This is a genomic window from Variovorax dokdonensis (assembly GCF_030316895.1).
GTDB lineage: Bacteria > Pseudomonadota > Gammaproteobacteria > Burkholderiales > Burkholderiaceae_C > Variovorax > Variovorax dokdonensis.
Genome location: NZ_JASZYV010000006.1, coordinates 57,817 through 84,202 on the forward strand (window position 1 = coordinate 57,817; position 26,386 = coordinate 84,202).

A 26,386-nucleotide genomic window follows, 5' to 3' on the forward strand; every position below is an offset into this window, starting at 1 on the left:
GCATTGAAGCCGGCACCCCCGTCACCGTCGTCTCAGGCGCCAGCAACGGCATTGGCCGCGCCATCGCCGAAGCACTGCTCGCGCAGGGCCGCACGGTGGTCAATCTCGACCATGCCCTGCCCCAATGGGAGCACTCACGGCTGGCGTCGTTCCAGGCCGACCTGACCAGCGAAGAGGCAACGCGGCGCGCGGCGCAAGACATCGCGGCCCGCTTCAACGTGACGGCCCTCGTCAACAACGCCGGCGCCACCCGGCCCGGCACGATCGACACGGCCACCACCGGCCAGCTCGACGACGTGGTGGGTCTGCACCTGCGCGCGCCGATGCTGCTGGTGCAAGCCTTCCTGCCCACGCTGCGCGCCTGCGGCGAGGGGCGGATCGTCAACATGTCGTCGCGCGCGGCGCTGGGCAAGGGCGAGCGCATCGTCTATTCGGCCACCAAGGCCGGCTTGATCGGACTTACCCGCACCCTGGCCATGGAGCTGGGCCGCGACGCCATCACCGTCAACGCGATCGGGCCGGGGCCGATCGCCACCGAGTTGTTCCGCCAGAGCAACCCCGAAGGCGCTCCGCAGACGGAACGCATCCTCAAGAGCATTGCCGTGGGCCGCATGGGCACGCCGGAAGACGTCGCGCGCGCCGTGCTGTTCTTCCTGGCGCCCGAGAACGGCTTCGTCACCGGCCAGGTGCTCTACGTGTGCGGCGGAACCACCCTGGGCGTGGCGCCCGTCTGAGTGCGCCGCCCGCCTTTCTCATCACTATTCCAAGGAGTCAAATTTCTCATGAGCCGCAACCTGCCTACCCGCCGCTTCGCCCTGGCCGCCATCGCCAGCGCGGCAGCCGCCATGCTTCCGTTCTCTGCTGCGGCTGACAACTTCCCGAGCAAGCCCATCACCATCATCGTGCCGTTCGCGGCCGGTGGCACCACCGACATCCTGGCTCGCATCGTGGGCCAGGCCCTGGGCGCCGACCTGGGCCAGAGCGTGGTGATCGACAACCGCGCCGGTGCGGGCGGCAACATCGGCGGCCAGCTGGCCGCGCGCTCGCCGGCCGACGGTTACACGCTGTTCATGGGCACCGTGGGCACCCATGCGATCAACGAATCGCTGTACAAGAAGATGCCCTTCGACCCGATCAAGGACTTTGCGCCGCTGTCGCGCGTCGCCACGGTGCCGAACCTGCTCGTGGCCAATCCTGCGCAGCCGTTCAAGACCGTGCCCGAGCTGATCGCGTATGCCAAGGCCAACCCCGGCAAGGTGAACTTCGGCTCGTCGGGCAGCGGCAGCTCGATCCACCTGTCGGGTGAGCTGTTCAAGTCGATGGCCAAGGTCGACATGGTCCACATCCCCTATCGCGGCAGCGCTCCGGCCGTGAACGACCTGCTGGGCAACCAGATCGCCATCATGTTCGACAACATGCCTTCGGCCATCCAGCACGTGCGTGCCGGCAAGCTGCGTCCCATTGCCGTGACGACCGCCAAGCGCTCGCCCGAGCTGCCCGACGTGCCGACGATCGCCGAAGCCGGCGTGCCCGGCTACGAGGCCACGTCATGGTTCGGGCTGTTCGCTCCCGCCGGCACGCCTGCGCCCATCGTTGCCCAGCTCAACAAGTCCCTGGTCAAGGTGCTGAACCAGCCCGAGGTGAAGCAGAAGATCGCCGCTCAGGGCGGCGACGTGGTTGCCGAGACGCCCGAGCAGTTCGCTGCCTTCATCAAGGCCGAGACGCTCAAGTGGAGCAAGGTGGTCAAGGAGTCGGGCGCCAGCGTCGACTGAGTTCAGGCGGCCGGTGCGCCGCCGCTGCCCACGTTCACCACCAGGCGGCCGCGGATCTTGCCGGCCAGGATGTCGGCGGCGGCCTGGGGCGCGTCGGACAGCGCGATCTCTTTCGTGATGGCATCGAGCTTCGACAGGTCGAGGTCTTTCGCCAGGCGGCCCCAGGCTTCCTGGCGCAGCGCCTGCGGTGCCATCACGCTGTCGATGCCGTAGAGCGTGACGCCGCGCAGGATGAAGGGCGCGACCGTCGCCGGAAAATCCATGCCCTGCGCCAGTCCGCAGGCCGCGACGGCGCCCCGATAGCGCGTGGTCGCGCAGGCATTGGCCAGCGTGTGGCTGCCCACCGAGTCGACCACGCCCGCCCAGCGCTCCTTGCCCAGGGGCTTGCCGGGCGCGGACAGCTCGGCGCGGTCGATCACCTCGGCGGCGCCCAGGGCCTTCAGATGTTCGGCTTCGGCCATGCGGCCGGTCGACGCCACCACCCGGAACCCGAGCTTCGAAAGCAGCGCAATGGCCACGCTGCCCACGCCACCGTTCGCGCCGGTGACGAGCACATCGCCGTCGGCCGGCTTCAGGCCGTGCCGTTCGAGGGCCATCACGCAAAGCATGGCGGTGTAGCCGGCCGTGCCGATGGCCATGGCCTGCCGCGTGCTCAACCCGTCCGGCAGGGCCACCAGCCAATCCCCCTTGACCCGCGCGACCTGCGACAAGCCGCCGCTGTGCGTCTCGCCGACCCCCCAGCCGTTGAGAATCACGCGATCGCCCGGCTTCCACTTCTCATGCGTGCTTTGCTGCACCACGCCGGAAAAGTCGATGCCGGCCACCAGCGGGAACTTGCGCACCACCGGCGACTTGCCGGTGATGGCCAATCCGTCCTTGTAGTTGATGGTGGAGTACTGCACGCCGACGGTGACATCGCCTTCGGGCAGATCGCTGTCCGCCAGGGAGCGCACGGCTGCGCGGTAGCCGGCGTCGTCCTTGTCGATCACGAGGGCCTGGAACGTCATGGGATCTCCTTCATCGGTTCATTGGAAGAATTCGGTGCGCGCGATGACTTCGTCGCTATTGGAGCAGCTTGCGCGACTTCGGCGCGCCCTTGGCGGCCGGCTTGCGATCTGGCGCTGCCGATGATGTCGCGGCGCCGCCCAGGCGCGCCTGGTGCTCGAAGGCGGCTTGCAGCACGGGGCGGGCCCATTCGGGCGTGGCGCGCAGTGCCTGCGCATCGCCCGGCCCCGGAAAGCGCACCAGGCCGCCCTGCACGTCGAGCAGGAGCACCGGGTCGGCGATCGGCTGGCCGGGCGCCACTTCGACGCTGTTGTCGAACACCTGCAGGCGGGCCAGATGCGGCATCAGGCGGATGAGGTTGAGGCGCGAAGCCGTCCATCGCTCGCGGATCTTGTCGGTCGGAATGTCGTGGCCACCCTGCTCCACCCTCGCTTTCACCCGCTTCAGGTGGTGCTCGACGCTGGCCAGCCCGCAATAGATCATCACCACGTCGTGCGTGCTGGCGGCCTGCGCCAGCAACTGCGGGATGGTGTTGGCGCCCAAGGTCGTTTCGAAGGCAAAGTTCTGGCCGTTGGCCATTGCCGCCTCCAGGCGCGTGCGTCCCTGCTGCCAAGCCCGGGCATTGGCTTCCTGGATCGGCAGGCCGAGTGCGGCGACCAGCTCGCGGGCATGGGTGTCGGGGTTGAACCAGGTCAGGCCATGTTCCGCCAGCAGCGCGCCACCGACGGAGCTTTTGCCGGCGCCATTGACACCCGCCAGCACGAAGATGAAAGGCCGCGCCTTTCGCGCAGCGCGCGGCGCACGCGCCATCAGAACGTGGCGCCTGCCTTGGGTCGCTTGCCGCCCAGGCGACCCCGGGATTCGAACAGCGCATCGACGCGCCGCGCCGCATCCGGCTGCTGCAAGGCCGCCAGGCGCTCGTCGAAACGCTGTGACAGCTCATCGAGCTGATTGCGCTCGCGCGCGCGCAGGGCCTGCAGGTCTTCGCTCAACTGCTGGTACATGGCGGCGTCGAGCAGCACCATCTCGACCGAGGCATGGTTCGTGATGGCCACGCTGCCGTTCTGGCGCACCTGGCGCACCACGTCGCCCCACTTGTTCTTGACCTGCGACGCGTTCTGGCGCGGCAGAAGTTCGAGGCTGGGCAATACGGTGGTGGTCATGGTGATTCCCTTTGGAGTAGGTCCATTATGGCAAAAATGGACATTTATTCCCAGGTATGGCCATTTTGCCGGATGCGTCCCTGGCACCCGGCCGGAAATCAGGCGCCGGAGACCGGTCGCACGGGCAGACCCACACGCACGCGCAGCGTGCTCGTCACCGCGGCGCAGGCCGCGCAGCAGGCGGCCAGGGCCAGGGCGATGACCAGCCCGCGCCCTTCCTGCGGCGGCCAGAAACTGAAAAGCACCGCCAGCAGCACCGCGCCCAGCGTCTGGCCCGTCAGGCGGGCCGATCCCAGCATGCCGCTGGCGGCACCGCTGCGATGCGGCGGCGGCGACGTGACGATCGTGTGGTTGTTGGGCGACTGGAACAGCCCGAATCCGATGCCGCACAGGGCCAGGCGCCATGCGATGTCGGCATTGCCCGCGTGCTCGGGCAGCATCGCCAGGCAAGCCAGTCCAACAGCCATCAGGCTCATGCCGACCCCGCCGAGCAAGCCATCCGCATAGCGCCCGATGAGGCGGCCCGCAATCGGCGCGGCCACCACGATGCCCAGCGGCCACGCGCTGATGAGCAGGCCGGCTTCCACATGGGTTCGCCCGTACGGCCCGAGCAGCAGGAACGGCATTGCGATGTAGGCAAGCATCTGTGCGCAGAAGGCCATGACCGAGGTGCACATCGACAGCGCGAACACGGGAATGCGCAGAAGGTCCACCGGAAACAGCGGCAAGGGCAGCTTTCGCTGGCGCCCGATGTAGAACACCCCGACCAACACGCCCGCGCCCAGCAGTCCCCATGCCACCGCGGGCGTGCCGTGCGCGGCGCCGGTGTCGCGCACGCCCAGGCCGTCGGCACCGATGAAGATCAGCGAAAACATCAGGATGTTGAGCGCGACATCCAGCGGCGCGATGCGCAGCCCGCTGGCCTTGACGATGTTGTGCGGCAGCGCCTTGAAGCCCAGGCCCAGCACGAGCAGACCCAAGGGCAGATTGAGCGCGAACAGCCACGGCCAGGAGGCGACCGAGAGAATCGCCGCAGCCAGCGTCGGCCCGGCCACCGACGCGACCGCGACGGTCAGGGAGTTCATCGCTACCCCGCGGCCCAGCACGGCGGCCGGGAAGGTCAGCCGCACCAGGGCGGCATTGACACTCATGATGCCGGCCGCACCCAGCCCCTGCAGCGTGCGCGCCGCGATCAGCATGCCCAGCGACTGCGCGAAAAAAGCCATGAGCGATGCCGCCGTGAACAGCACCATGCCCACCAGGTAGACGCGCCGGTAGCCCACCCGGTCGCCCAGCGCCGCCAGCGGCAGCAGCAGGACCAGGGTGGCGATCTGGTAGGCGTTGATCACCCAGATGGCGGTCGACGGACTGGCGTCGAGTTCGTGCGCGATGCCCGGCAGCGCCAGGTTGACGATGGTGCCGTCGAGCACCGACACCGCGATCCCCAGCAGGATCACGATCATCGAATAGATGCGCTGGGGCTGCGGCAGGCCGTCGCGAACCGTCGGTGCGGCCGCGCTCATGCCTGCCCGACCGCCAGCCGCGCGGGGCCGCGCAAGGACATCCAGGTCAGCGCGAGCGCCACGAAGACGCCCGCCGCCATGCCCGAGACCATCACCACCGGCGAGTGGCCGGCAAACAGCGAGACCAGCCCCATCATCAGCGCCCCCGTGAGCATCTGCAGTGTGCCCATCAGCGCCGACGCGGTTCCGGCGATGCTGCCGTGCGTGTCCAGTGCGAGCACGCTGGTGCTGGGAATGACCCAACCCATGAAGGCGCTGGCGACGAAGTACAGCGCCATCAGCACGCGGAAGTCATCGCCACCGAGCAGGAAGTAACCCAGAAGCACGGCCATGTCGACCGCGCAGGCCAGCGCCGAGCGGCGAACCAGCGTCACCAGGCCCAGGCGATGGCCAAGATGGGCCGTGAATTGCGCCGCCCCGATGAACGCCGCCGCATTCACCCCGAAGGCAAGGCTGTACTGCGTCGGCGAGAAACCGTAGTGGTCGATGAAGACGAAGGATGAGCTCGAAAGGAAGACGAAAAAGCCACCCATCGCGAAGCTGCCGATGAACACCAAGCCCAGGTAATGCGGGTCGCGCAGCAGCAGGAGATAGGCGCGCAGCGCGCCGGCAAGGGTGCTGTCCAGTCGCTCGCGCGCATCGCGCGTCTCGGCGAGGCTGAAGGCCGTCAGCGCCAGTCCGGCGACGCCGGCCAGCGCCGCAAACCAGAAGACGACGCGCCAGCCGCCAAGGGCGATCAGGCCGCTGCCCGCCAGCGGCGCCAGGATGGGCGAGACGCTGAAGACCAGCATCAGCAGCGACATCAGCCGAGCCGCCTCGTTGCCGGTATGCAGGTCGCGCACCACGGCGCGCGGGATCGCCATGCCAGCCGCGGCGCCCAGGCCCTGCACGAAGCGGAACGCCACCAGCGTCTCGACATCGCGCGCCAGGGCGCAGCCGACACTCGCCATCGCATACAAGGCGAGCCCGAAATACAGCGGCGCCTTGCGTCCCACCATGTCCGACACCGGCCCGTACAGAAGCTGCCCGATGCCGATCGCCAGGAAGAAGACCGTCAGGCTCATCTGAACCTGGGTCGAGTCCGCGTTCAGGCTGGTACCGATGGCCGGCAGCGCCGGCAGATACATGTCGATGGCGAAGGGCCCGATGGCCGTGATGAGGCCCAGAACCAGAGCCAGGCGAAATAAGCGCGATGTCATTGGCGCTGATTGTCGCCAAGCCCCATGCCTCGCGCTGGCACCCCCGGCCAAAGGCCGGGCCGGCTCAAGGTTGCCGCATGGCCTGCGCGGAGAACAGTGATCCGGTGCCGCTGAGGGCAGCCGCTTCCGCGCCCTCCACCGCCAGCATCCGCATCTTGATCTTGGTGCCGCCGTGGGCCGAGAAGCCGCCGGTCTTGCCGCCCGCCGCCAGCACCCGGTGGCAGGGCACAACGGGGGCAAACGGGTTCTGCCCCAAGGCCTGGCCGACCGCGCGCGCGAGGTTCTTGTCACCCAGTTCGCCGGCAATCTGGCCGTAAGTCCGGGTCTCGCCCAAGGGAATGCGCCGCGCCAACTCATAGACGCGGCGCTGGAAGTCGTTCACGCCGTGCCAGTCGAGGTCCAGGTCGCCCAGGTCGTCGATGGCGCCGCCGAGGAAATGCGTGATGCGCGCCATGGCAGCGCGCACGTCGGGCGGGGGAGCGCCCTCCTTCAGGCTCGAAAACCGCTTGTGCATGCGGGCGCGGGTGGCCGCCTCATCTGCCTCGGGCAACTGCACCCCTACGATGCCGCGCTCGCCCCAGGCAATCCCGCAGGCGCCGTAGCGAGTCTCGAAAAGAGCAAACCCTTCGCTGTTCATGCGCCACCTCGATCTCGAAATTACCGGCCCGGGGTGCGGGTTTTACTCCCGCTGGCGCGGCACAGGCAAGCCAAGCCCCCACCGCCGCCATGCGCTGTCGCCGCTCGCACTCCTTCGCCTTCCGGGTGGATGACCGCTTGATTTGGTTCCGGCATCTGCCCACACTGGCGGGCATGGCAATCGCACATGCAGTCTCGGGCGACGTGGTGGATCTGCGCGCGCCCTCCTCGCCCGACCGGACGGTGGCGTTGTTCAAGGCGCCCGACCTGGAGGCCATGCGCCTCATCCTGGCGGCCGGCAAGACCATGCCCGAGCACAGCGTGCCCGGATCGCTCACGGTGCAATGCCTCAAAGGGCGCATCGAACTCGTGCTGCCGGACCGAAGCCCCGTCCTGGAGGCCGGCCAGTTCGCCTACCTGGGCGGCGGCGTGCCGCACGCGCTGCGGGCGCTCGAAGATTCGGATGTGCTCGTCACGCTGGTGATCGTGCAAGCGGCGTGAATGCGCATGGCCCTTCCTGGCCGGGCGCGAGCCGAAGCAGGCAGCGCCGTCCTAGCCGCGCAGCCGCACGTTGAGCTGATCCACCATCTCGGCCCAGTCGGCGTCCTCGTTGATCTCTTCGCGCAGGAACTGCGCCTGCGCCTCGGTCCAGAACGGCGCGTCGGCCAGCGCCACGCCGTCGTCCAGCGGACGGTGCTTGCCGATGAAGGCGTCGATGTCGCCGGGTGCGCTCGGCAGGCCAAGCTGCTCGAACAGATCCTTGAGGTCGTGGTTCGTGAGGTCCATGCGACATTCTGTCGCCATTCTTGCTAAACGTTGGCCGTGGCCATGTGCAACGAAAGGAATCCGCCGTGAGTGTTTCAGTGCAGGAACTGCGCATCCAGATGCCGGACGGCGAGCATGTCTCGGCGCTGGCCCAGAGTCCGGAAGGCGCCAAGGCGGCCTACGTGCTGGCTCACGGCGCGGGTGCGGGCATGCGTCATGCCTTCATGGCCGCCGCGGCCGATGCCCTGGCCGCGCGCGGCATCGCCAGCCTGCGCTACCAGTTCCCCTACATGGAGCGCGGCAGCAAGCGGCCCGACACCCCGGCGCTGGCGCAAGCGACCGTGCGGGCCGCCGTGGCCCGGGCGGGCGAGTTGTTCGAGGGGCTTCCCCTGTTTGCCGGCGGAAAGTCGTTTGGCGGCCGCATGACCTCGCAGGCTCAGGCAAAAGAGCCGCTGGCCGGTGTGAACGGGCTGGTTTTCCTGGGCTTTCCGCTCCACCCGGCAGACAAGCCTTCGAGCACGCGCGCCGAGCATCTCCACAACGTGGCCGTGCCGATGTTGTTCGTCCAGGGCACGCGCGACAAGCTCGCGCATTGGCCGCTCATGCAGGCCCTGATGGTTGATCTGCGCGAGCGCGCAACGCTGATTCAGATCGACGAGGCCGACCACGCCTTCCACGTCCCCGCTCGCTCGGGCCGCACCGATGCGCAGGTGCTGGACGGCATGATGGACCAGGCCGCCGCCTGGATGCTGCGCTGATCGGCGCCGAGGCTCAGCGTCGGACGAGTGCCGTCACCTCGATCTCGATCTTCATGCGCGGATCGGCCAGGCCGGCGCAGATCATGGTCGCGGCCGGCCGGATCTGGCCGAACCACCGCTGCAGCACGGGCCAGCATTGTTCGAACTCGGAGGCGTCCGGCAGCATGTAGGTGACCCGCACCACGTCCTGCATGCTCGCGCCGGCTTCCCGGAGCGCCCCGTCGATGTTCGCCAACGCCTGCTCCGCCTGGCCCGCCACGTCGTCGACGATGGTCATTGCGCTGTAGTCGAAGCCGGTGGTGCCGGAAACGAACACCCACTCGTCGACCACCACGGCGCGCGAATAGCCAATCTGCGCCTCGAAGGTCGAACCCGAACTGATAAGCCGTCGATTCAACGTGAGCCTCCTTGTGTGAAAAGTGTTGCCAAGCGTGTCATCATGGCACGCAGCCCATTCTTCATTTGCATCCTATTCATGAAGCGAGCCGGCCGACGTTCCCTCACGAGCTACAACCGATTCGGGCGCAGCCGAAGTCGCCGGCCTTTGTGGCGTCGACTGGTGATCCCCGTCCTTGCGCTGTTCGTGATTGCTGCAGCCGCCGTCTTCGCACTTCAGTTCCTGGACGCCGATGCCGCTTCAGCCCGCAAGCTCGCGGCCTCCAAGGTCGCACCGCCGGCTGCGCCTGCCGAACGCACGGCCAAGCTGCCCCCGCTCAACCTGCCGGCCGACGACGCGCCCCACGGCAGCGCCATGGAGTGGTGGTACTACAGCGGCATCCTCGACGGCCAGTCCAACCAGCGCTGGGCTTTTCATGTGGCGGTGTTCGTGGTCAACGGTCTGATCAAGCACACGGTGATGCATGCCGCGCTGACAGACCTTGCCACTGGCCGGCGCTACACGGCGCAGAGCCGTACCGGCGGCCTGCCCGCCAGGCCCGACGGTGGGGGTTTCGACTTTCGCGCGACGGGGTGGTCGCTATCGGGGGTTGGTCCCGCCCATCGGTTGCGCTTCGACGACATCGGTGGCAACAGCCTGTCGCTGGAGTTGCTGGATACGCGGCCGGTCGTCGCTCACCGGGCCGCGGGATCGAACACGCCGGGGCTGCTCGACTTCGGTGACAGCGGCATCAGCTACTACTACTCGCGCCCTCGCATGGCCGCCTCGGGCAGCGTGCGCAGCGCCGGGCGCGAACACGCCGTCCGGGGCGTGGTCTGGTTCGATCATCAATGGGGCGAATTCGACGTCGGACGGTTGGGCTGGAGCTGGTTTGCCATCCATCTGGTCGACGGCAGCGACCTGATGGTCTACCAGTTGTTCGATCGGCAGGGGCGTCCCGTCACCACCACCGGCACGACGGTACGCCCGGACGGCACCGCCCGCCCATTGGCCTCGGACGAACTCACCTTGCAACCTACCCGGCGCTGGACGAGCCCCAAGACAGGTGTGCAATACGTCCTCGGGTGGCGCTTGAACGTGCCCTGGGGCGAATTCGAGATCGACGCCATGCACGACGACAGCGAGTTCGACGCAGGCACGAGTTCGGCCAACCTCTATTGGGAAGGCCCCATCGGCGTGCGTGGCGCCCAGCACGGCGAAGGCTTCCTGGAACTGAGCGGCTACGAGCATCTGAAACAGGCGCGCACACCTTGATCGTCGGGGTGCAGCGCTCGGGTTAGGCTTCGCGCATGACCGACACCCTCGAATCCTTTTCGCCCCTGGCACCCATTCCAATTCGTGTGCTGGCCGTGCTGGCCGAAAAGCAGCGCACCGTTCCCGACAGCTACCCGCTCACGCTCAACGCGCTGATCTCCGGCTGCAACCAGAAGACCAGCCGCCACCCCATCATGGAGCTGAGCGAATCGCAGGTGCAGCAGGCGCTGGAAGAGCTGCGTTCACGCAGCCTCGTCACCGAATCCAGCGGCGGACGCGCGTACCGCTATGCCCACAACGCCGATCGCGTGCTGAAGATCCCGTCGCAATCGCTCGCGCTGCTCACCGTGCTGATGCTTCGCGGACCGCAGACCGCCGGCGAACTGCGCCTGGCTTGCGATCGCATGCACAACTTTGCCGATATCTCGTCGGTCGAAGCGTTTCTGGACGAGTTGTCCGAGCGCGCCGCCGGCGCCCTGGTGCGCAAGCTGCCGCGCCAGGCCGGAGCGCGCGAAGCGCGATGGGTGCACCTGCTTGGCGGCGAGCCCGTGCTGCCCGCCGACGACGCGCCGACCATGGGCCGCCACGACGCTGCACCCGGCACGCGCGACGCCGAGCTGGCGTCACTGCAATCCCGCGTGAGTGCCCTGGAAGAACAGCTCGGGCAAACCAATGCCCTGCTCGCCCGGGTGTGCGCGGAACTCGGTGTGTCGACACCACCAGCCCCCGACCAAACGGCGTAGGCCGCAACATTGGCGCAACTAGTGTCACGCACACGATGCAAAAGCGGCCTATAGTGAAACCCACTGTGGCCCGCGAGGGTAGCGATGCCCTTGATCTGTGGAGGAAGTGCGATGTTCAACCTGTTCAGCCGCAACAGTCATCTGCGCCGTGCGATGGCATTGTTGGAAGAAGCGCAGATGGCGCGCCTGGAGCACCAGGCCGCTGCCGAGCACCATGCAGCGCTGGCCCGCATGTACTCCGACCGCGCGAAGCGCCTGGAGCGGGAGATCTACGGCGCCTCGCATCCGGGTCACCATGAGTCGGTGTCCAACGGCCCGGTCACGGCGCCTGGCAAGCTGGCACACGACAAGCCGGCGCTCTACGCGCTGGATGCCGCCCGCGCAGAACCCAAAGCTTCCTGAGCCTGTCCCGTCAGCGGCGCGAACCGCCGCGCAGCAAGGCAATGAACACGGCCGTCAGGACGGCACCGCCGGCAGCGGCCAGCAGCACGGCACGCATGGGCTGATCGTTCACGAAGTCCTCGCCGTTCCAGCCGCGCTGGCCGTCGAAGCGCGAGCGCGCATGGCGGATGCGGCGGCCACTGGCATTGACGGCTTCACGCGCATAGCTGCGCGCCGACGCCTGGGCCTGATGTGCGAAGTGACGCGAGTCGTCCAGCGCAGCCTCGCCACGGGCACGTGCCTCGCGGATGCCGCTGCGCACGCTGGCGCGGATGGATGCGCCACCGAGCATTCCCAGACCAGCCTCGCCATCTTGCGCGGCGTCATGCGAACTTTGAGCGAAGTTCTTGCCGTGCGCATCGTCTTGCGTCGTCTCGGGTTGGGTTGCGGGGGCGTTTTCGTCGTTCATCTCGATATCTCCGTCTTCGGCTGGGCCATTGGCAAGCGACCATCCAACTTGCTTCGCAGGCCAGCGATGTCCAGAGAATACCGCCTGAGCCGCGTGGTCCCAAGGATGCAGATGCAAGACCTCGTCCTGCTCATGCCTGAGGCGACAGGCGCCTGCATGCGTTGAAGTGCCGGATGGCCCGCTGCTTGTTGCCCAGACGGTCGTGGATGAGCGCCAGGTTCTGATGCGCGTCCGCCAGCGTCGGGTCGAGTGCGAGGCTTGCCTCGTAGCTCGCTATCGCTTCCGGCAGCTTGCCCAGCGCCTCCAGCGCGACGGCGCGGTTGTAGTGGAGAAGCGGCGCGCGCGGGCAGCACGCGACACCCTGGGCATACAGCGCAAGGGCCTGCGCGAAGCGGCCCGATTCGCACAGCAGGTAGCCCAGGTTGGCATACGCGTCGGCATGCGTCGGCAGCAGGCGCACGACACGCCAGTACAGGCGCACTGCGGCGGCGGGGTCCGCCTCTTCGAGCGCCTCGGCCTGCTCGTAGAGTGCCTGCGCTTGTTCCGCCACGGACTCTGGCGCTGGTGCCGTTTGCGTCGGGTTCTTGCGCGGCTGGGGCCGTTCCAGCGTGCGGATGCTGCCCGTCGCGCTGCCCGCGCCTTCGGCAAAATCCATCAGCAACTGGCCGGTCTCCGCGTCCCACTGCGCACCGCCCCATCGGACCGCCACGCGGTCGCCCACGGCCTTGATGCGCAGCGCGTCAGCCGGCGCCTCGTGCGGCAAGGCCTGCTGCAGGCGTTGCAGCGAACGCAGCAATTGCCGGGTGGGAATGCGCGCGTTGCGAAGTTCCTGCGCCGTGCGCAGCAGCACTACGTCGCGGAACGAAAAGCGCCAGGGCCTGCCCGCCCCAGGTGCGCGTTGCGGCCGCACGAAGCCCATGGCGACAAGACGTTCCACGGAATGCCGCGACAGGCCCAGCATCTGCATGATGCCGCGCAGCGTGTAGGGATGGGTGCTGTCCAGCGAAGCCGTGGCGCTCGTCACTTCTTCATGCGCGCGCCGCCGCGGGCGGCCACTGGCTCGGACTTCGGCGGTACCTTGGCCGCCGTCTTCGGTGCGCGCTTGGCGCCCTTGGCTTCGGCGACGACCGCCCCTGCACGTACAGAGGAGCCGCGTGCAGGCTTGGAGGGTGCTGCCGCTGCGTCATCGCCTTTGGCGCCGCGTGCGGGCGCAGTTCTGCCGCCACGCGACAGGCTGGCACGCAGCATTTCGGTCAGGTCGATCACCTCGGCGCCGGTGCGTTCTTCGGCCGGTTGGCTGGCCACGACCTCCTGGCCCGCGATCTTGGCGTCGATGGCCGCGAGGATCCGCTTCTTCTCTTCGTCCTGGAATTCGGCGGGGTCGTAGCTGTCGGCGGCAATCTGGTCGATGAGCTGCAGCGCCAATTGCAGTTCGGCCTTCGACGGCTCGCTCTGGTCGATGTCCAGGTCCTTGAGGGAACGCACCTCGTCCGCGTACAGCAACTGCTGCAGCACGAGGCCATCGGCAGCGGCGCGCACCTGCACCACGTATTGCTTGCCCTTCCATGCCCAGCGAGCCAACGCGCATCGGCCGCTTTCGAGCATGGCGGCCTTGAGCAGGCTGTAGGGCTTGCCGCCGCGCTTGTCCGGCGCGAGCAGGTAGGCCTTGTCGTAGAAGATCGGATCGACGGCCCGCTCGGGAATGAAGGCCACGATGTCGACCGCATGGCTGGCACCGTTTTCGAGGGCCTTGAGCTCGTCGGGCTGGAAGATGACGAAGCGGTCCTTCTCGAACTCGTAGCCCTTGACCATCTCGGAGCGCGGCACGACGGCGCCGTCCTTTTCGGAGACGTACTGCTGCTTCACGCGGGAGCCGTCCCGTGCCAGCAGGTTGAAGTGGATGGTGGCCGATGACTCCGTGGCGGAGTAAAGGCGCACTGGAATCGACACGAGGCCGAATCCAAGCGTGAGCGACGCAATCGATCGAGCTGCAGCCATGTGGCAAGCCTCCGGATGGGCGCGATTCCTCGCGCAGGGCAAGAGGCGCAGCTTAAGCGCAAGGCTCGCGCGGCGGCAACTGTCGGCGTTGCGCCACCGACACGCGGCGCGCCGTTGGGGCATAGTCAGACCTCGATGAACATGCCCACCGTCGACAGCCAGACTCCGCCGTTGGTCACGGTGGTCACCGCTTGCGGCGGCAATCCGCTGCTCGAACGCTGCGTGGCGTCGGTGGCGGCGCAAACCTGGCCCAGGGTCCAGCACCTGCTCATGGCCGATGGCCCTGGCCGCCACCAGATGGTGCGCGAGACCCTGGCCCGCGCGCCCACCGGCCTGGAATCGGGCCATCGACGCGAGCTGATCGAGCTACCCTACGCCGTCGGCGTCGACCGCTGGGCGGGCCATCGCATCTACGGCGCCGGCACATTCCTCGGCGATGGCGACTACTTCGCGTTCTTGGACGACGACAACGCCTATCTGCCCGAGCACATCGCCGACTGCATGGCCGTCATCGAAAGCGGCAGACCCTGGACTTACGCGCTGCGCAACATCGTGGACGAACAGCACCGCTTCATCTGCCGCGACGAGTGCGAAAGCCTGGGCCGCTGGCCAAGCGTGCTGGACGAGCAGGACTACATGATCGACGTCAACTGCTACTTCCTGCCGCGCCGACTCGCCTTGCAGATCGCACCGCTCTGGTTCCGGCGCTATCGCGAGCCCGGCCAGATGGAGATCGACCGTGTGATCTGCCGCGCCCTTCTGAGCATCGCACCGGAGGTGGACGGCACCTATCGCCACACGGTGAACTACCGGGTTGGCAACTCGCCGCTGTCGGTCAGGCCGGATTTCTTCATCCAGGGCAACGCACGCATGCTGGCGCGCTACGCCGGGAAGTTGCCCTGGGCGCGCGAGGCAACCGACCGGCCCGAGCAATGACGACTTCGTTCATGCCCAGCCCTCCCGCTGAGCCACTGAGCGACCGTCGCGCGACCACACCTGGAGCGTGAAGTCCGCCTCGTCGTGTCGAACGAGCGAGGTCATCTGCAGCGTCTCGTGAAGCAGCGCATGCACGGCGTCGGTCGAAAGCTGCCGGAGGTCGAAGTCCGGCTTCCAGTTGCAGCTGACCAAGGTGCCGCCATCGGTCAGCGAGTCGCGGGCGCGGATCGCAACCTGCGATAGCGCATCTCTGGAAAGGAAGTAGCCGATCTCGCTCAGCACCACCAGATCGAAGCGCGCCGTCTGCGGCCATTGGCTTGGCAGCTGGTGCGTCTCGATGCGCACATGGGACAGGTGCGCCGTGCGCCTGTGGGCGACTTCGCAAGCACCGGGGTCGAAGTCGCTGGCCAGGAGCGCGTCGCAACGCTCGGCCAGCCGAACCGTGAGTTCGGCGGCGCCACAGCCGGGCTCGTAGGCGTGGTGATAGCGCTGTTGGGGCAGCGCCGCCAGCAGCACCTGTCGCTTGCGCTCTTCGTACCAGCGTGTGCGAAGGCCGTATGGGTCTTCGTCGCGACCGTACATGGCGGCGAAGTAGCCGTGCAGGTCATCCGTCATGGGCGAAGAACACCTCGAAGGGACGCGCCGCGCGCGCGACGATGCTCGGTCGGAGCACGGGGCCGCGCCCGGTGGACGGGTCGGGATGAAGTTGGCTCGCATGCGCCTGCACCGCTCGCTGCTTGCGCTCGCGCGTGGCCAGGTCCAAGGGCAGCCGGCGTGCACGCGACCATGGCCAGCGCTCGTCGGATGGCAGGCACCAGTGCCAGGCCCAGACGGGCGCCTCGAACAGTCGCACATGGCGCCGAGCGGCCGCCTCGGCCACGGCTTGCGCGGTTTCTTCGTGGTCGGGATGGCCGTCCCATCGCCAGGTGGTGACGACGCGATCGCCGGGCGCGAACAGTTGGCAGAGCCGACGCACCAGCGTGGCTCGATGCACGGCGATCGCGCCATCGGGAAGATGCAGGCGCAAGCAAGCGCTCCTCACACCGAGGCATCGAAGCGCGGCGCCGGATTCACGAGGACGCTGCTCCAGCAGTCGCGCCTGCGGCCAGAGGCGCGAGCCCGGATGGCTGGCGCCGCCGTCGGTCACGGCCACGACCTGAACGTCATGACCGGCCGCGGCCAGCTGCGCCATCAAGCCACCCGCGGCCAGGACTTCGTCGTCCGGATGGGGCGCCACCACGAACACGCGGCCTTCGGGCGCTGCCCAATCTTGCCAACTGGCTTGCGGCAATGCGGCCAGTTGCGGCGACGCCTGCCACTCGAACTCCGAAATCCCATCGCCAGCCTGGATGACGCGTTCGCCTAGAGCAGCCATGCCGCCGACCCCTTGTTCTGCGACAGCCGGCCCAGCGTCGCCAGATCGCGCTCGGCGTGGCCCTGGCGCAGGAAAACCGGCAGATCGGCCATGCGGCGGGCGAAGCGCGCATCGCGACACAATGGTGTGGCGCCAAAGGCTCGGCCGGCGTGTCGCATGACGGCTTCAGCCGACAGCTCCACGGCCGCCCGCACACGCAGCGCGACTTGCTGCGCGTCGTCCTGGGGATGGGCATCGATCCATGCGGCTGCCTCCCGCAAGACCGCGGCACCGGCGTCGAGCGCCACCTCCATGGCGCCGCGATGCGCCAGCCGATGCGGGTCCGCGTTGTCGCGCGTCATGTCCCGGCACCACTGAACCAGCCCTGCCGCCCCGCCCCACCAGCAGGCGGCAATGCCCGCTCCGCCCTGCCAGAAGCCGGGGCGAGCCACGTAGGTGCCTGGCCGACCGACGGGCGTCGCCACGGCATTCTCGAAGCGAACGTCGACGCTGGCGCTGCCCGCCATGCCGACCGCCTCCCATCCGACGCGCGTGACATGAACGCCTGGCTGATCAAGGGCGACTGCGGCCAGGCAGGGCTCGCCATGTGCGTTCCAGCAACTGACGACGGCATGCGTCAGCGAGCCGGCGCCGGAACACCAAGCCTTGGTACCCCACAGGCGTGCGCCGCCTGGACCCTGGCCCACCAACTCGACCCGCGCATCCCGAGGTTCTGCGCACCAGGTTCCCCAACGGCTGCCTTGAGCGGGGGCCGGTCCATCCAACTCGCCGAGGATGGCCAACGCATCGGTGTGGCCTTCATACAGCTTGACCAGCGACAGGTCGACCGCCGCGACGGCGGCGAGCATTCGCCAACGTCCCAATGTGTCGCTGCCGGGTGGTGGAAGACGATCCATACCCCGCTCGACCAACGCCCGCAGGCCATCCGCCGGCTTGTCGCTAGGCGCCAGGAAGGACAGGTCGGCAGGATGCTGGGGCAGGCTCGGCATGACAACTCCGAGCATCGCCCGCACCGAGGGTGGATCGTGTCAGCACGCCGCCCCACGCGATGTAGGCGCGAGCGTGAGCCGGCCTCAGCCTTTCTGCTCTTTCAGCGGCAGGTGCCCGATTCCGCCGTGGCGGCCGTGCGTCCATCGGCCAGCGCCGCGATGCCGCGCGCAACCGAGCCGGCCAGTTGCGAGGTGATGCGCCGGGTGGCCAGTGCGACGCCATCGACGCCATTCGCGGCCGGCGCCTCGAAGCGCTGGCTGCATGCCAGAGCGCGCCCGTCGGTGTCGGTGCGGCGCAAAGTCCAGTTGAAAGACGCCCTCACCTGCCCGTCCGGCTGTGCGTCGTAGTCCAGCATTTGCACCGCGACACGGTAGACCGTCTGCTCGCGCGGCGCCGTCGTGCGGCTGAGGTCCAAGGCGCCCAGACGCCCGGCCACACCGGCCGCCAGAGCGTCGCGCATCTCGCTTTCGAAGGTGGAGGTCCAGCGCGCTTCTTCCAGGATGTGCGCCCTGCCCTCGGCGTCGCCCGACTGGCGCACCACCAATTGCGGGCGCGCCCAGCGCTGGGCCATCTGGATGGGGGCGACATCGATGGCAAGCGGAGCGCGCGTGGGCGCACCGCCAATCACCTCTGCCGCCGCCACGGGCTCGGCCAGCGTGTAGTACGTGGGCGGCTTGGCACTGGCGCAGGCGCCCAGAACAAGCGCGGCACCGATGCCGAGCGACGCGAGCGCGAGGCGCCCTGCCGCGTACCGCGCGGGATGCGATGGTTCTTGCCTGGCGCGTTGGGTTGGCGCAGCTGCGGTCGTCATTTCTTCAAGTCCTCCGGCTTGCCGCGCAGCAGCGACTCGGGGTGCTGCTCCAGGTAGTCGGTGAGTACGCGCAGCGAACTGGCGGCGCGGGTGAGTTCCTGCAAGGTCTGGCGCATGTCTTGTTGAAGCGGCGAGTCCTCGCGCAGCGTGCGCTGCGCCGTGTCGAGCGTGCGGCGCACGTCCTTCATGGCCGCCAGCAGTTCGGGCGAGACGTCCTTGTTGAGCGTGCGGCCCAGGCCTTCCACTTCGACCAGTGTCCGGTTGAGCGACGCGAGCGCCTTGCGAGCATCGTTGCCGATCTCTTCGTAAGGCACCTTGTTGAGCTTGGTGACGATCTCCTGCACCTGCGCCTGGATGTCGTCCAGGCTGTTGGGAATGGTGGGCAGTTCCATGGTCGAGTGGGTGGCGTCGAAGTCCACCTTGGCCGCCTTGGGGAAGAAGTCGAGCGCGACGTAGATCTGCCCAGTCAGCAGGTTGCCCACGCGCAGTTGTGCGCGCAGGCCCCGGTTGACCAGGAATTGCACGCGCTGGTCCGGTCCCCATTTGTCGTCCTGGTCGTCGTCCTTCGAGTGCCGCCGCAGGCGATCGGGGTAGATCTCGGCGTAGACGGGCATGCGGAACTGGCGCTTCTCGCGATCGAACTCCACCCCGATCGACTTGACCTCGCCAATCACGATGCCGCGGAAATCGATGGGCGCGCCGGGCACCAGTCCGCGCAGCGACTGGTTGAAATACATCAGCACGTTGCGCGCCGGACCATCCGGCTGCCGCATGGCGGTGTTCTCGTCGGAGGCCAGCACGAATTCGGTGTTCTCCACCGCGACGGGGCCGGGATCGTCCTCAGGCGCCCGGAACGCGATGCCGCCGAGCAAGACCGTGGCGAGCGCCTGCGTTCGCAGCGACAGGCCGCTGGCATTGAGCTGCACATCCACGCCGCTCGCATGCCAGAAGCGCGTGTTCACGCCCACGAAGCGGTCGTACGGGGTGTTGACGAACACGCGGATCGTCACGCCCCGACCGTCCTCGTCCAGGGTGTAGGAAGCCACCTGCCCCACCTCGATGCGCCGGAAATAGACGGGTGTGCCGATGTCGACCGAGCCGGCGTCCTTGGCGTGCAGGACGAACTGGCGTCCGGTGGTTCCCTTGACGATGATGGGTGGCTGCTCGAGGCCCTTGAACTCGCTGGAAGTCTCTTCCGACTCGCCGGCGTCGGCGCCGATGTAGGCCCCGGACAGCAGCGTGCCCAGGCCGGAGATGCCGCTGGAACCCAGGCGCGGTCGCACCACCCAGAAGCGCGTGTCGGCGGCGGTGAAGCCTTCGGCATCCTTTCGCAACTGCACCCGCACGCGCACGGCGAGCCGGTCCCGCGTCAGCCGGATCGACTGCACGGTCCCGATCTCGACTTCCTTGTACTTGACGGCCGTCTTTCCCGCCTCCAGGCCCTCGGCGGTGAGGAAGGTGATCTCGATCTCCGGCCCCTGTTCGCGCAGGATGCGGGCAATCAGGAACACCCCGACGAGTGCCGCGACGATGGGAATCAACCAGATCAGCGAGGGCAGCCAGTTGCGGCGGCGTTCGACCACGGGCTCCGGAAGCCGGTCTGGTGAGGGTTCTGGGGTCGCGACGGGTTTCTCTTCACTCATTGAGGATGTGCAATTGCTTGGTGCGCGAGCGGTGTTGCATTGTCGGGGACGGGCGCGTCGTCCCAGGTCAGGCGCGGATCGAAGCTCAGGGACGCGAGCATCGTCAGTACCACCACGCCGCCGAACGCCGCGATGCCGACACCCGCCCTGATTTCCGCGAAACCGTGGATCTGCACCAGGCCCGTCAGCAGGGAGACGACGAACACGTCCAGCATCGACCACCGCCCGATGAACTCGACGATCCGATGCAGCTTGGCCCGCTCTTCCCGGCGCCAACGGCTGTGCCGGGCCGCGGCGATCGCCAGCAGGGCCAGCACCACCAGCTTGAACAGCGGCACCAGGAAGCTGGCCACGAAGATGATGACCGCCAGCCCCCAGGCACCGGTGACCCAGAAGTAGATGATCCCGCTCATGATCGTGTCGTACTGCGTGCCGAACAACGACCGGGTGACCATCACGGGCAGCAGGTTGGCAGGCAGGTACAGGATGGCCGCCGCAATGAGCAACGCCCAGGTGCGCCGAAGGCTGTCGGTCTTGCGCCGGTGCAGGTGCGTGCCGCAGCGGCCGCAGGCCTGGCCGACCTGCGCCCCGCGCCACACGGTGCCGCAGTGGTGGCAGGCCAGCAGGCCGCATTGCGAGGCGGTGCGATAGTCCGTGCCGCCCTGCGCGGCGCGGGCCTGCGTCATGGCATGTTCTCCCCCTGCCGGCCGAAGGTAAGGCGCCAGAAAGCCTGCGGCTCGAAGGCAAGCACCGCCGTCAGCAGCACCGTCAGCCCCATGAAGGCCCACAGCGCAGCACCGGGAATGACCTGCGCCATGCCCGACAACTTGACCACTGCCACCAGCACGCCCAGCAGGAAGACCTCGATCATTCCCCAGGGCCGCATCACCTGCATTGCCCGAACCAGGATCCGAAACCCCGCGGGTGGCTGGTTGCGAAGGGAGATCGGTAGCAGCAGGTACAACAGGACGCACAGCTGCACCAGCGGAAAGAGCAAGGTGGTCAGCAGCACCAGCAGGCCCACTTCCGACAAGCCCTCCCCCGCCAGCGTCATGACCGCGCCGACGAGCGTGGTTTCGCTGTGCAGGCCCCGCAACTGAATCTTGACGATCGGAAAGAAGTTGGCGATGGCGAAGAGGATGAGGCAGGCCACGGTGAGCGGAAGCATCCGCTCGTGCATCCGGCCCCAGTGGCGCGCCATCACGGTGCCGCAGCGGCGACACCGCGCGACCTCGCGGCTGTGCAGCTCCGGTCGCGGGTAAACCGCGTCGCAGCCTTCGCACACGATCAGGTCGGGAACTTCTTGCATCGCTCCCAACCCTAACCGATTCTTTTGGCCTTGCGTGTAGGCGTTTCGAGCGTCAGGCGCCTTTCACGAGCGTCACCAAGGCACAAATGATTATTAAAAGAGGGAGGTCATCATGTCATCAGCCGATTCGGCTAGTTCTCGTTCGTTAGCAGCAGGAAACGAACCCACCAATCCACAACGGCGCACGGCGCTCGGCAAGTTATGCGGCGTCGCCGCCATGCCCTTGGCACTGGCTGCGTGTGGCGGCGGCAGCAGCGGCGCAAGTGGGCCAAGCGCCACAAGCGGGAAAGCTGGGCTGAACCAGCTCAGCGCAGTGTCCGACTCGCAGGGCCGCGCATCCTCGGCCAGGGCGAGCTCGGTCGGGCCAGTCACGGGGCCCGGCGCCAGCACCTTGTGGTACGCCAGGCCGGCGGCCGACTGGGAGTCCGAAGCTCTGCCCATCGGCAACGGACGTCTGGGCGCCATGCTCTTCGGCGGCGTCACGCGAGACACCATTCAGTTCAACGAGCAGAGTCTCTGGGGCGGCGCGAACAACTACGACAGTCCCAACTACGACATGGGGCTGACTGGCTTCGGGTCGTACCTGAACTTCGGCGAACTGGCTATCGGCTTCGGCCAGCAGCAGGACCCGACGCTCACTTCGCCGGGCATGCAGGGCGCTGAAGGACAGGGCCAAGGCGTGCTGCGGACCATCGACGGAAACGCCGGCACCAAGTGGTGCATTGACGGCCCCGGTTCGCTGGTGGTGTGGCAGCTCGACCTGAAAGCGAAACAGGCCGTCAGCAGCTACTCGCTGACCAGCGCCGACGACGTGCCCGATCGCGACCCGGCCACATGGGTGTTCTCCGGCTCGATGGATGGCAGCTCGTGGGTCGAACTCGACCGCCGGACACTGCCCGCCCCCTTTGAGACGCGTTACCGGACCAAGACCTTCGCATTGGGCGCTACGGCGAACTACCGCTTCTATCGCTTCGCCTTCGTGCCGCGCAGGGGCGTCAGCCATTTCCAGGTGGCGAACATCGACCTGACCGGCGTCAACCTGGCAGGCATCGCACCGCTGTACGTCCATTCGCCCAGTGGAGAAGACTTCAGCAACGGCACACCGGATCAGGACATCTCGCGGACGGTGGATCGCAACAGTGGCACCAAGTGGTGCATCGAAAACCCCCGCAGCCCTCTGCGCTGGCAGATCGACCTGGGCACACCACGCGCGCTCAATGCCTACGCACTGACCAGCGCCGACGACGTCCCCGCGCGCGACCCCAAGCGCTGGACACTCGATGCGTCCAACGACGGCCACAACTGGGTGCAACTCGACAGTCGCAACCTGAGCGGCCCCTTCCCGGAGCGCTACCAGACCCAATCATTCGGTTTTTCCAACAACAGCAGCTACCGCTTCTATCGGTTCAGCTTCACGCCGACCGCAGGCGTGACTCACTTCCAGGTGGCCGGCATCTCCCTCTCGGGCAACGGCTTCGACACCGCAGGGCACCCCGTCGTGGCGGGCTACCGGCGGCAACTCGACATTGCCAAGGCGGTTCACACCACGCGCTTGGTCAAGGATGGCGTCATCATCACGCGCGAAGCTTTTGCCAGTCATGTCGACCAGTTGATCGTGCTGCGCTATGTCGTTGACAAGCCGGGCGCGCTGGCCGGCCTTGTCGAACTGACGTCGGCACAAGCAGGCGCCTCGACCAGCGCTTCGGGAAACCAGCTCACGTTTGCCGGCGTGCTGCCCAACGGCCTCAAGCACGCTGCCGCAGTGCGCGTGTTCAACGTGGGGGGAACGCTCTCGGCCAACGGGCGCGAGATCGCCTTCGCGGGCGTCAACGAACTGATCGTGCTGCTGGACGCGCGCACGAACTATCGGGCCAGTCATGCCCAGGGCTGGCGCGGTGCCGATCCCCTTCCGGTGGCACTCCAGACGCTGGGGGCGGGAGCGAGCAAGGGCTTCGATGCCTTGCAGTCGGCGCACATGGCCGACGTGTCGTCGCTTCTGTCGACCATCGCGATCGATTGGGGTGCTTCGTCGGCCGAGGTCGAGATGCTGCCTACCGACCACCGACTGGCGCGCTACCGCGAGAAGGACAGCGCGGCAGACCCGCGGCTGGAGCAGATTCTGTTCAACTTCGGCCGCTATCTGCTGGCCAGTTGCTCACGCCCGGGCGGGCTGCCCGCCAACCTGCAAGGGTTGTGGAACAACTCCAACTCGCCCGCGTGGGCGAGCGACTATCACACCGACATCAACATCCAGATGAACTACTGGGGCGCCGAAACCACGGCGCTTTCCGCCTGTCATCTGCCGCTGGTCGACTTCCTGGAGGCGGGGCTGGTGCCCAATCGGACGGCCACACGTCGCGCCTTCGGCGCAAACGTGCGCGGCTGGACGGTGCGCATGAGCCAGAGCATCTTTGGCGGCAACGGCTGGGAATGGAACAACGTGGGCAGCGCCTGGTATGCGCAGCATCTGTACGAGCATTTCGCTTTCACGCAAGACCGCGCCTACCTGCAGCGTGTCTACCCAATGCTCAAGGAGATCTGCGAGTTCTGGCAGGACCGGCTGAAGACTCGTGGCGACGGCCTGCTGGTTTCGGCCAACGGTTGGTCGCCCGAGCATGGCCCGATCGAAGACGGCGTGATGTACGACCAGCAGATGATCTGGGATCTGTTCCAGAACTACATCGATGCGGCCGACACGCTGGGCGTCGACCGCTCCTTCCGCGATACGGTCCAGACCATGCAAGCGCGGTTGGCTCCCAACAAGGTCGGGTCCTGGGGCCAGTTGCAGGAATGGCAGGTGGACAGAGACGACCCCACCGACGTGCACCGCCACACGTCGCACTTGTTTGCGGTGTATCCGGGCCGCCAGATCACGCCCGCGGCGACGCCCGCGCTGGCGGCGGCGGCCAAGGTGTCGCTCAAGGCGCGCTGCGGCGAGCGGGCCGGCGTGGCCTTTTCCGCCGCATCGGTGACAGGCGACAGCCGCCGCTCATGGACGTGGCCATGGCGCTGCGCCATGTTCGCCCGCCTGGGCGACGGCATGCGGGCGGGCACCATGGTGCGCGGGCTGCTCACGTACAACACGAACAGCAACCTGCTCACCACGCATCCGCCCTTCCAGATTGACGGCAACCTGGGCATCGTGGGCGCCGTGCCCGAAATGCTTCTGCAAAGCCATGCCGGGATGATCGACCTGCTGCCCGCCTGCCCGGCCGACTGGCCTTCGGGCTCGTTCACCGGGTTGCGTGCACGCGGTGGCTTCAAGGTCGGCTGCACCTGGATCGGCGGCGTGGTGACCGCCTTCACCGTCGTCGCGGACCGCCCCGGAGCCGCCGACAGCGTCAAAGTTCGGGTGAATGGCCAGGTCATGACCATCACGCCCCAGCGCGCCTGACCGGCGCAGCGGTCAGATCCCGCGCAGCGCAGCGCGCAGGTTCTGGCCGATTTCGGGCCGCTCCAGGAATGGGTCTGCCGGGTTGACGCCGGCCACGATGTTTTCCATGCGGCTCTTCACGTTCCCCAGCGCCTTGGGGTGGCTGTAGACGTAGAACTGGTCGTTCTCGATGGCATGGAAGACGTTCTGCGCCACCTCGGCGGCCGTCACCTTGCCGCTGCCCACGGCTTTCTCGCTCATCGCCTTGCCGATCAGCTGACTGCGGGTGGGCTTCTCCGAAGCCAGGGATCCGGGCTTGTTGCGGTCGCTGGCGGCAATGCCGGTGGGCACGAAATAAGGGCACAGCAGGCTGGCACCGATCTGGTCGGTGACCAGGCGCAGGTCCTGATACATGGTCTCGGTCAGGCTGACGACCGCGGCCTTGGCCGCGTTGTAGATGCCCATGTTGGGCGGCGTCAGAAGGCCGGCCATGCTGGCCGTGTTGGTGACGTGACCGCGCCATTGCGGGTCTTTGGCGGCCGCTTCGAGCATCATCGGCACGAACAGGCGAACGCCGTGGATCACGCCCCACAGGTCGACACCCAGCACCCATTCCCAGTCGGCAACGGAGTTTTCCCAGACCAGGCCGCCGGAGCCGACGCCGGCGTTGTTGAAGACGAAGTGCGGTGCGCCGAAGCGGGCCTTGACGGCCTCGGCCAGCGCTTCCATCTGGGCGGCGTCGGACACGTCGACCTTGCGGGCCAGCACCTGCGCGCCGGCCTTTTCCATCTCGGCCTGGGCCGCGTCGAGGGCGTCCTGCTGCACGTCGACCAGCACCAGGTTCATGCCGCGGGCGGCGCCGATGCGGGCGCACTCCAGGCCGAAGCCCGAGCCGGCGCCGGTGAGCACGGCGGTCTTGCCCTTGAAATCCGAAATCATGCGGGAGTCTCCAGTTTCTTCAGCACATAGCCGATTCTTGGGAAATGCACCTGCACCGTGCCGGCGCGCGGATCGGTGCGGCGCAGCGTGAAATGCGTGCGCGTGGCGGCCACGAGTTCGCCTTCGGACGACTCCTTGCCGAAGCTCTCGGGGGTGATGCTCACCGCCGAGCCCAGCGGGATGCCGTGGTCGTCCTGGAAGGTACTGTCGGTCAGCAGCGAGGCCGGCGTCGATGCGGCCGCCACGGCGATGGCGTCGGCCGAATTCATCGGCTCGTGCTCGCCGTGGCCGATGCCGGCCATGCGGTCCATCCACTGCAGCACCGCCGGTGTCAGTTCGAGGATGCCCGCCAGTGAAGGCGTGCGCACCCGCGTGAACCACAGCGGGTGGTAGAGCGAGAAATCCGCGATCGTCGGCACGTCGCCCATCATGAATTCCTGGCTGCCCAGCGTCTCGGAGATGCGGCGAAGGTACGACTTGTACGCCGCGATCGCGTCTTTCGGACGCAGCCGCGTCTGGTTGTTGTTCATCGCCATGCGGTCGTCGGCGAAGGTCTTGGCCAGGGCCGGCTGCGCGCCGAACATGTCGGCCAGCCCCTGCGGCTGGAAGTTGTAGGCCATCGACGTCCAGAACAGCGTGGTGTCGCCCCACTGCGCCAGCGTGCGCGCCATGCCCTTGTGCAGCGGCGGGTACAGCGTCGGCGTAGGCGCGATGTGTTCCAGCACGTCGGCGATGAGCGCGGTGTCGCAATAGATGTCCGCGCCGATCTGCAGCAAGGGCGTGCGCCGATAGCCGCCGGTGAGCGCCACCACGTCAGGCTTGGGCATCACGGGCGGAATGTGCACCGACTTCCAGGGCAGCTGCTTGAAGCCCAGCAGCGTGCGTGCCTTCTCGGCAAAAGGCGACGTCGGATAGTGATGCAGGATCAGTTCGGCCACGTGGTGCTC

29 protein-coding genes are annotated in these 26,386 nt (G+C 67.6%); 9 read left to right on the forward strand and 20 right to left on the reverse strand.

The features are described from left to right. The first annotated feature begins 2 nt into the window (after positions 1-2). Positions 3-734, forward strand: coding sequence for an SDR family NAD(P)-dependent oxidoreductase (locus QTH91_RS21815; protein ID WP_286662404.1), 732 nt, complete (start codon positions 3-5; stop codon positions 732-734). 48 nt (positions 735-782) lie between these two features. Further along, positions 783-1,772 (forward strand): Bug family tripartite tricarboxylate transporter substrate binding protein, encoded by a 990-nt coding sequence (locus tag QTH91_RS21820; RefSeq protein WP_286662262.1) that lies wholly within the window; start codon positions 783-785, stop codon positions 1,770-1,772. A 2-nt stretch (positions 1,773-1,774) separates the two neighbouring features. On the opposite strand, the gene acuI is transcribed toward QTH91_RS21820, so the two are convergent. From acuI to QTH91_RS21850, 6 genes are all read right to left on the reverse strand, one after another. After that, positions 1,775-2,779, reverse strand: a complete 1,005-nt coding sequence (gene acuI, locus QTH91_RS21825) for an acrylyl-CoA reductase (NADPH) (RefSeq protein WP_286662263.1) — start codon at positions 2,777-2,779, stop codon at positions 1,775-1,777. A 55-nt stretch (positions 2,780-2,834) separates the two neighbouring features. Next, positions 2,835-3,587: an ATPase gene (locus tag QTH91_RS21830; protein ID WP_286662264.1), complete on the reverse strand. Its 753-nt coding sequence runs from the start codon at positions 3,585-3,587 to the stop codon at positions 2,835-2,837. Then, positions 3,587-3,940, reverse strand: a complete 354-nt coding sequence (locus QTH91_RS21835; RefSeq protein ID WP_286662265.1) for a type II toxin-antitoxin system prevent-host-death family antitoxin — start codon at positions 3,938-3,940, stop codon at positions 3,587-3,589. The genes QTH91_RS21830 and QTH91_RS21835 overlap by 1 nt, the downstream gene beginning before the upstream one ends. A gap of 98 nt (positions 3,941-4,038) precedes the next feature. Beyond that, a complete protein-coding gene (locus QTH91_RS21840) occupies positions 4,039-5,463 on the reverse strand; it encodes an MFS transporter (protein WP_286662266.1) in 1,425 nt (474 codons plus the stop codon). Continuing rightward, positions 5,460-6,662 (reverse strand): multidrug effflux MFS transporter, encoded by a 1,203-nt coding sequence (locus QTH91_RS21845; RefSeq protein WP_286662267.1) that lies wholly within the window; start codon positions 6,660-6,662, stop codon positions 5,460-5,462. Before QTH91_RS21845 ends, QTH91_RS21840 begins: the two co-directional genes overlap by 4 nt. Positions 6,663-6,726: 64 nt before the next feature. Then, positions 6,727-7,299, reverse strand: coding sequence for a methylated-DNA--[protein]-cysteine S-methyltransferase (locus tag QTH91_RS21850; protein WP_286662268.1), 573 nt, complete (start codon positions 7,297-7,299; stop codon positions 6,727-6,729). Positions 7,300-7,472: 173 nt separating this feature from the next. Between QTH91_RS21850 and QTH91_RS21855 the strand changes: the two genes are divergently transcribed. Beyond that, the gene (locus tag QTH91_RS21855) at positions 7,473-7,799 is read left to right on the forward strand and encodes a cupin domain-containing protein (protein WP_286662269.1); all 327 of its coding nucleotides are present in this window, start codon (positions 7,473-7,475) and stop codon (positions 7,797-7,799) included. Positions 7,800-7,850: 51 nt separating this feature from the next. On the opposite strand, the gene QTH91_RS21860 is transcribed toward QTH91_RS21855, so the two are convergent. After that, entirely contained in the window at positions 7,851-8,084 is a 234-nt protein-coding gene (locus QTH91_RS21860) for a DUF2789 domain-containing protein (RefSeq protein WP_286662270.1), read from the reverse strand. Positions 8,085-8,149: 65 nt separating this feature from the next. Here QTH91_RS21860 and QTH91_RS21865 point away from each other — a divergent pair, with 65 nt between their 5' ends. Further along, positions 8,150-8,821: an alpha/beta hydrolase family protein gene (locus tag QTH91_RS21865; protein WP_368389482.1), complete on the forward strand. Its 672-nt coding sequence runs from the start codon at positions 8,150-8,152 to the stop codon at positions 8,819-8,821. Positions 8,822-8,834: 13 nt separating this feature from the next. On the opposite strand, the gene QTH91_RS21870 is transcribed toward QTH91_RS21865, so the two are convergent. Further along, on the reverse strand, positions 8,835-9,218 hold the full coding sequence (locus tag QTH91_RS21870) for a RidA family protein (protein WP_286662271.1): 384 nt from the start codon (positions 9,216-9,218) through the stop codon (positions 8,835-8,837). 162 nt (positions 9,219-9,380) lie between these two features. Here QTH91_RS21870 and QTH91_RS21875 point away from each other — a divergent pair, with 162 nt between their 5' ends. The 3 genes from QTH91_RS21875 (at position 9,381) to QTH91_RS21885 (ending at position 11,617) form a co-directional block, all read left to right on the forward strand. Next, positions 9,381-10,472: a lipocalin-like domain-containing protein gene (locus tag QTH91_RS21875; protein ID WP_286662272.1), complete on the forward strand. Its 1,092-nt coding sequence runs from the start codon at positions 9,381-9,383 to the stop codon at positions 10,470-10,472. 35 nt (positions 10,473-10,507) lie between these two features. Further along, positions 10,508-11,215: a YceH family protein gene (locus QTH91_RS21880; RefSeq protein ID WP_286662273.1), complete on the forward strand. Its 708-nt coding sequence runs from the start codon at positions 10,508-10,510 to the stop codon at positions 11,213-11,215. Positions 11,216-11,326: 111 nt separating this feature from the next. Then, on the forward strand, positions 11,327-11,617 hold the full coding sequence (locus QTH91_RS21885) for a hypothetical protein (protein ID WP_286662274.1): 291 nt from the start codon (positions 11,327-11,329) through the stop codon (positions 11,615-11,617). A 10-nt stretch (positions 11,618-11,627) separates the two neighbouring features. Here the strand turns inward: QTH91_RS21885 and QTH91_RS21890 are convergent, their stop codons facing one another. From QTH91_RS21890 to ku, 3 genes are all read right to left on the reverse strand, one after another. Next, a complete protein-coding gene (locus tag QTH91_RS21890; protein ID WP_286662275.1) occupies positions 11,628-12,065 on the reverse strand; it encodes a hypothetical protein in 438 nt (145 codons plus the stop codon). 130 nt (positions 12,066-12,195) lie between these two features. After that, positions 12,196-13,089, reverse strand: coding sequence for a tetratricopeptide repeat protein (locus QTH91_RS23125; protein ID WP_286662276.1), 894 nt, complete (start codon positions 13,087-13,089; stop codon positions 12,196-12,198). Beyond that, entirely contained in the window at positions 13,086-14,063 is a 978-nt protein-coding gene (gene ku / locus QTH91_RS21900) for a non-homologous end joining protein Ku (protein ID WP_286662277.1), read from the reverse strand. Before ku ends, QTH91_RS23125 begins: the two co-directional genes overlap by 4 nt. Before the next feature lie 135 nt (positions 14,064-14,198). Here ku and QTH91_RS21905 point away from each other — a divergent pair, with 135 nt between their 5' ends. After that, positions 14,199-14,999: a glycosyltransferase family A protein gene (locus tag QTH91_RS21905; protein ID WP_286662278.1), complete on the forward strand. Its 801-nt coding sequence runs from the start codon at positions 14,199-14,201 to the stop codon at positions 14,997-14,999. Positions 15,000-15,008: 9 nt separating this feature from the next. Here QTH91_RS21905 and QTH91_RS21910 read toward each other — a convergent pair whose 3' ends face one another. The 7 genes from QTH91_RS21910 to QTH91_RS21940 form a co-directional block, all read right to left on the reverse strand. Further along, positions 15,009-15,614, reverse strand: coding sequence for an SAM-dependent methyltransferase (locus tag QTH91_RS21910; protein ID WP_286662279.1), 606 nt, complete (start codon positions 15,612-15,614; stop codon positions 15,009-15,011). Beyond that, positions 15,604-16,374, reverse strand: coding sequence for a PIG-L deacetylase family protein (locus QTH91_RS21915; RefSeq protein WP_286662280.1), 771 nt, complete (start codon positions 16,372-16,374; stop codon positions 15,604-15,606). The genes QTH91_RS21910 and QTH91_RS21915 overlap by 11 nt, the downstream gene beginning before the upstream one ends. Next, entirely contained in the window at positions 16,362-17,363 is a 1,002-nt protein-coding gene (locus QTH91_RS21920) for an acyl-CoA dehydrogenase family protein (protein ID WP_390368892.1), read from the reverse strand. The genes QTH91_RS21915 and QTH91_RS21920 overlap by 13 nt, the downstream gene beginning before the upstream one ends. Before the next feature lie 101 nt (positions 17,364-17,464). Next, a complete protein-coding gene (locus tag QTH91_RS21925) occupies positions 17,465-18,175 on the reverse strand; it encodes a PqiC family protein (protein WP_286662281.1) in 711 nt (236 codons plus the stop codon). Continuing rightward, on the reverse strand, positions 18,172-19,818 hold the full coding sequence (locus QTH91_RS21930; RefSeq protein ID WP_286662282.1) for a PqiB family protein: 1,647 nt from the start codon (positions 19,816-19,818) through the stop codon (positions 18,172-18,174). Before QTH91_RS21930 ends, QTH91_RS21925 begins: the two co-directional genes overlap by 4 nt. Beyond that, complete coding sequence (locus tag QTH91_RS21935) at positions 19,815-20,504, reverse strand: paraquat-inducible protein A (protein WP_286662283.1); 690 nt, start codon at positions 20,502-20,504, stop codon at positions 19,815-19,817. The genes QTH91_RS21930 and QTH91_RS21935 overlap by 4 nt, the downstream gene beginning before the upstream one ends. Further along, positions 20,501-21,127: a paraquat-inducible protein A gene (locus tag QTH91_RS21940; RefSeq protein ID WP_286662285.1), complete on the reverse strand. Its 627-nt coding sequence runs from the start codon at positions 21,125-21,127 to the stop codon at positions 20,501-20,503. Before QTH91_RS21940 ends, QTH91_RS21935 begins: the two co-directional genes overlap by 4 nt. 313 nt (positions 21,128-21,440) lie before the next feature. Here QTH91_RS21940 and QTH91_RS21945 point away from each other — a divergent pair, with 313 nt between their 5' ends. Continuing rightward, complete coding sequence (locus QTH91_RS21945) at positions 21,441-24,521, forward strand: glycosyl hydrolase family 95 catalytic domain-containing protein (RefSeq protein WP_286662287.1); 3,081 nt, start codon at positions 21,441-21,443, stop codon at positions 24,519-24,521. Positions 24,522-24,533: 12 nt separating this feature from the next. Here the strand turns inward: QTH91_RS21945 and QTH91_RS21950 are convergent, their stop codons facing one another. Further along, positions 24,534-25,439, reverse strand: a complete 906-nt coding sequence (locus tag QTH91_RS21950; protein ID WP_286662288.1) for an SDR family oxidoreductase — start codon at positions 25,437-25,439, stop codon at positions 24,534-24,536. After that, positions 25,436-26,377 (reverse strand): glutathione S-transferase family protein, encoded by a 942-nt coding sequence (locus tag QTH91_RS21955; RefSeq protein ID WP_286662289.1) that lies wholly within the window; start codon positions 26,375-26,377, stop codon positions 25,436-25,438. Before QTH91_RS21955 ends, QTH91_RS21950 begins: the two co-directional genes overlap by 4 nt. Between the last annotated feature and the right edge of the window lie 9 nt (positions 26,378-26,386).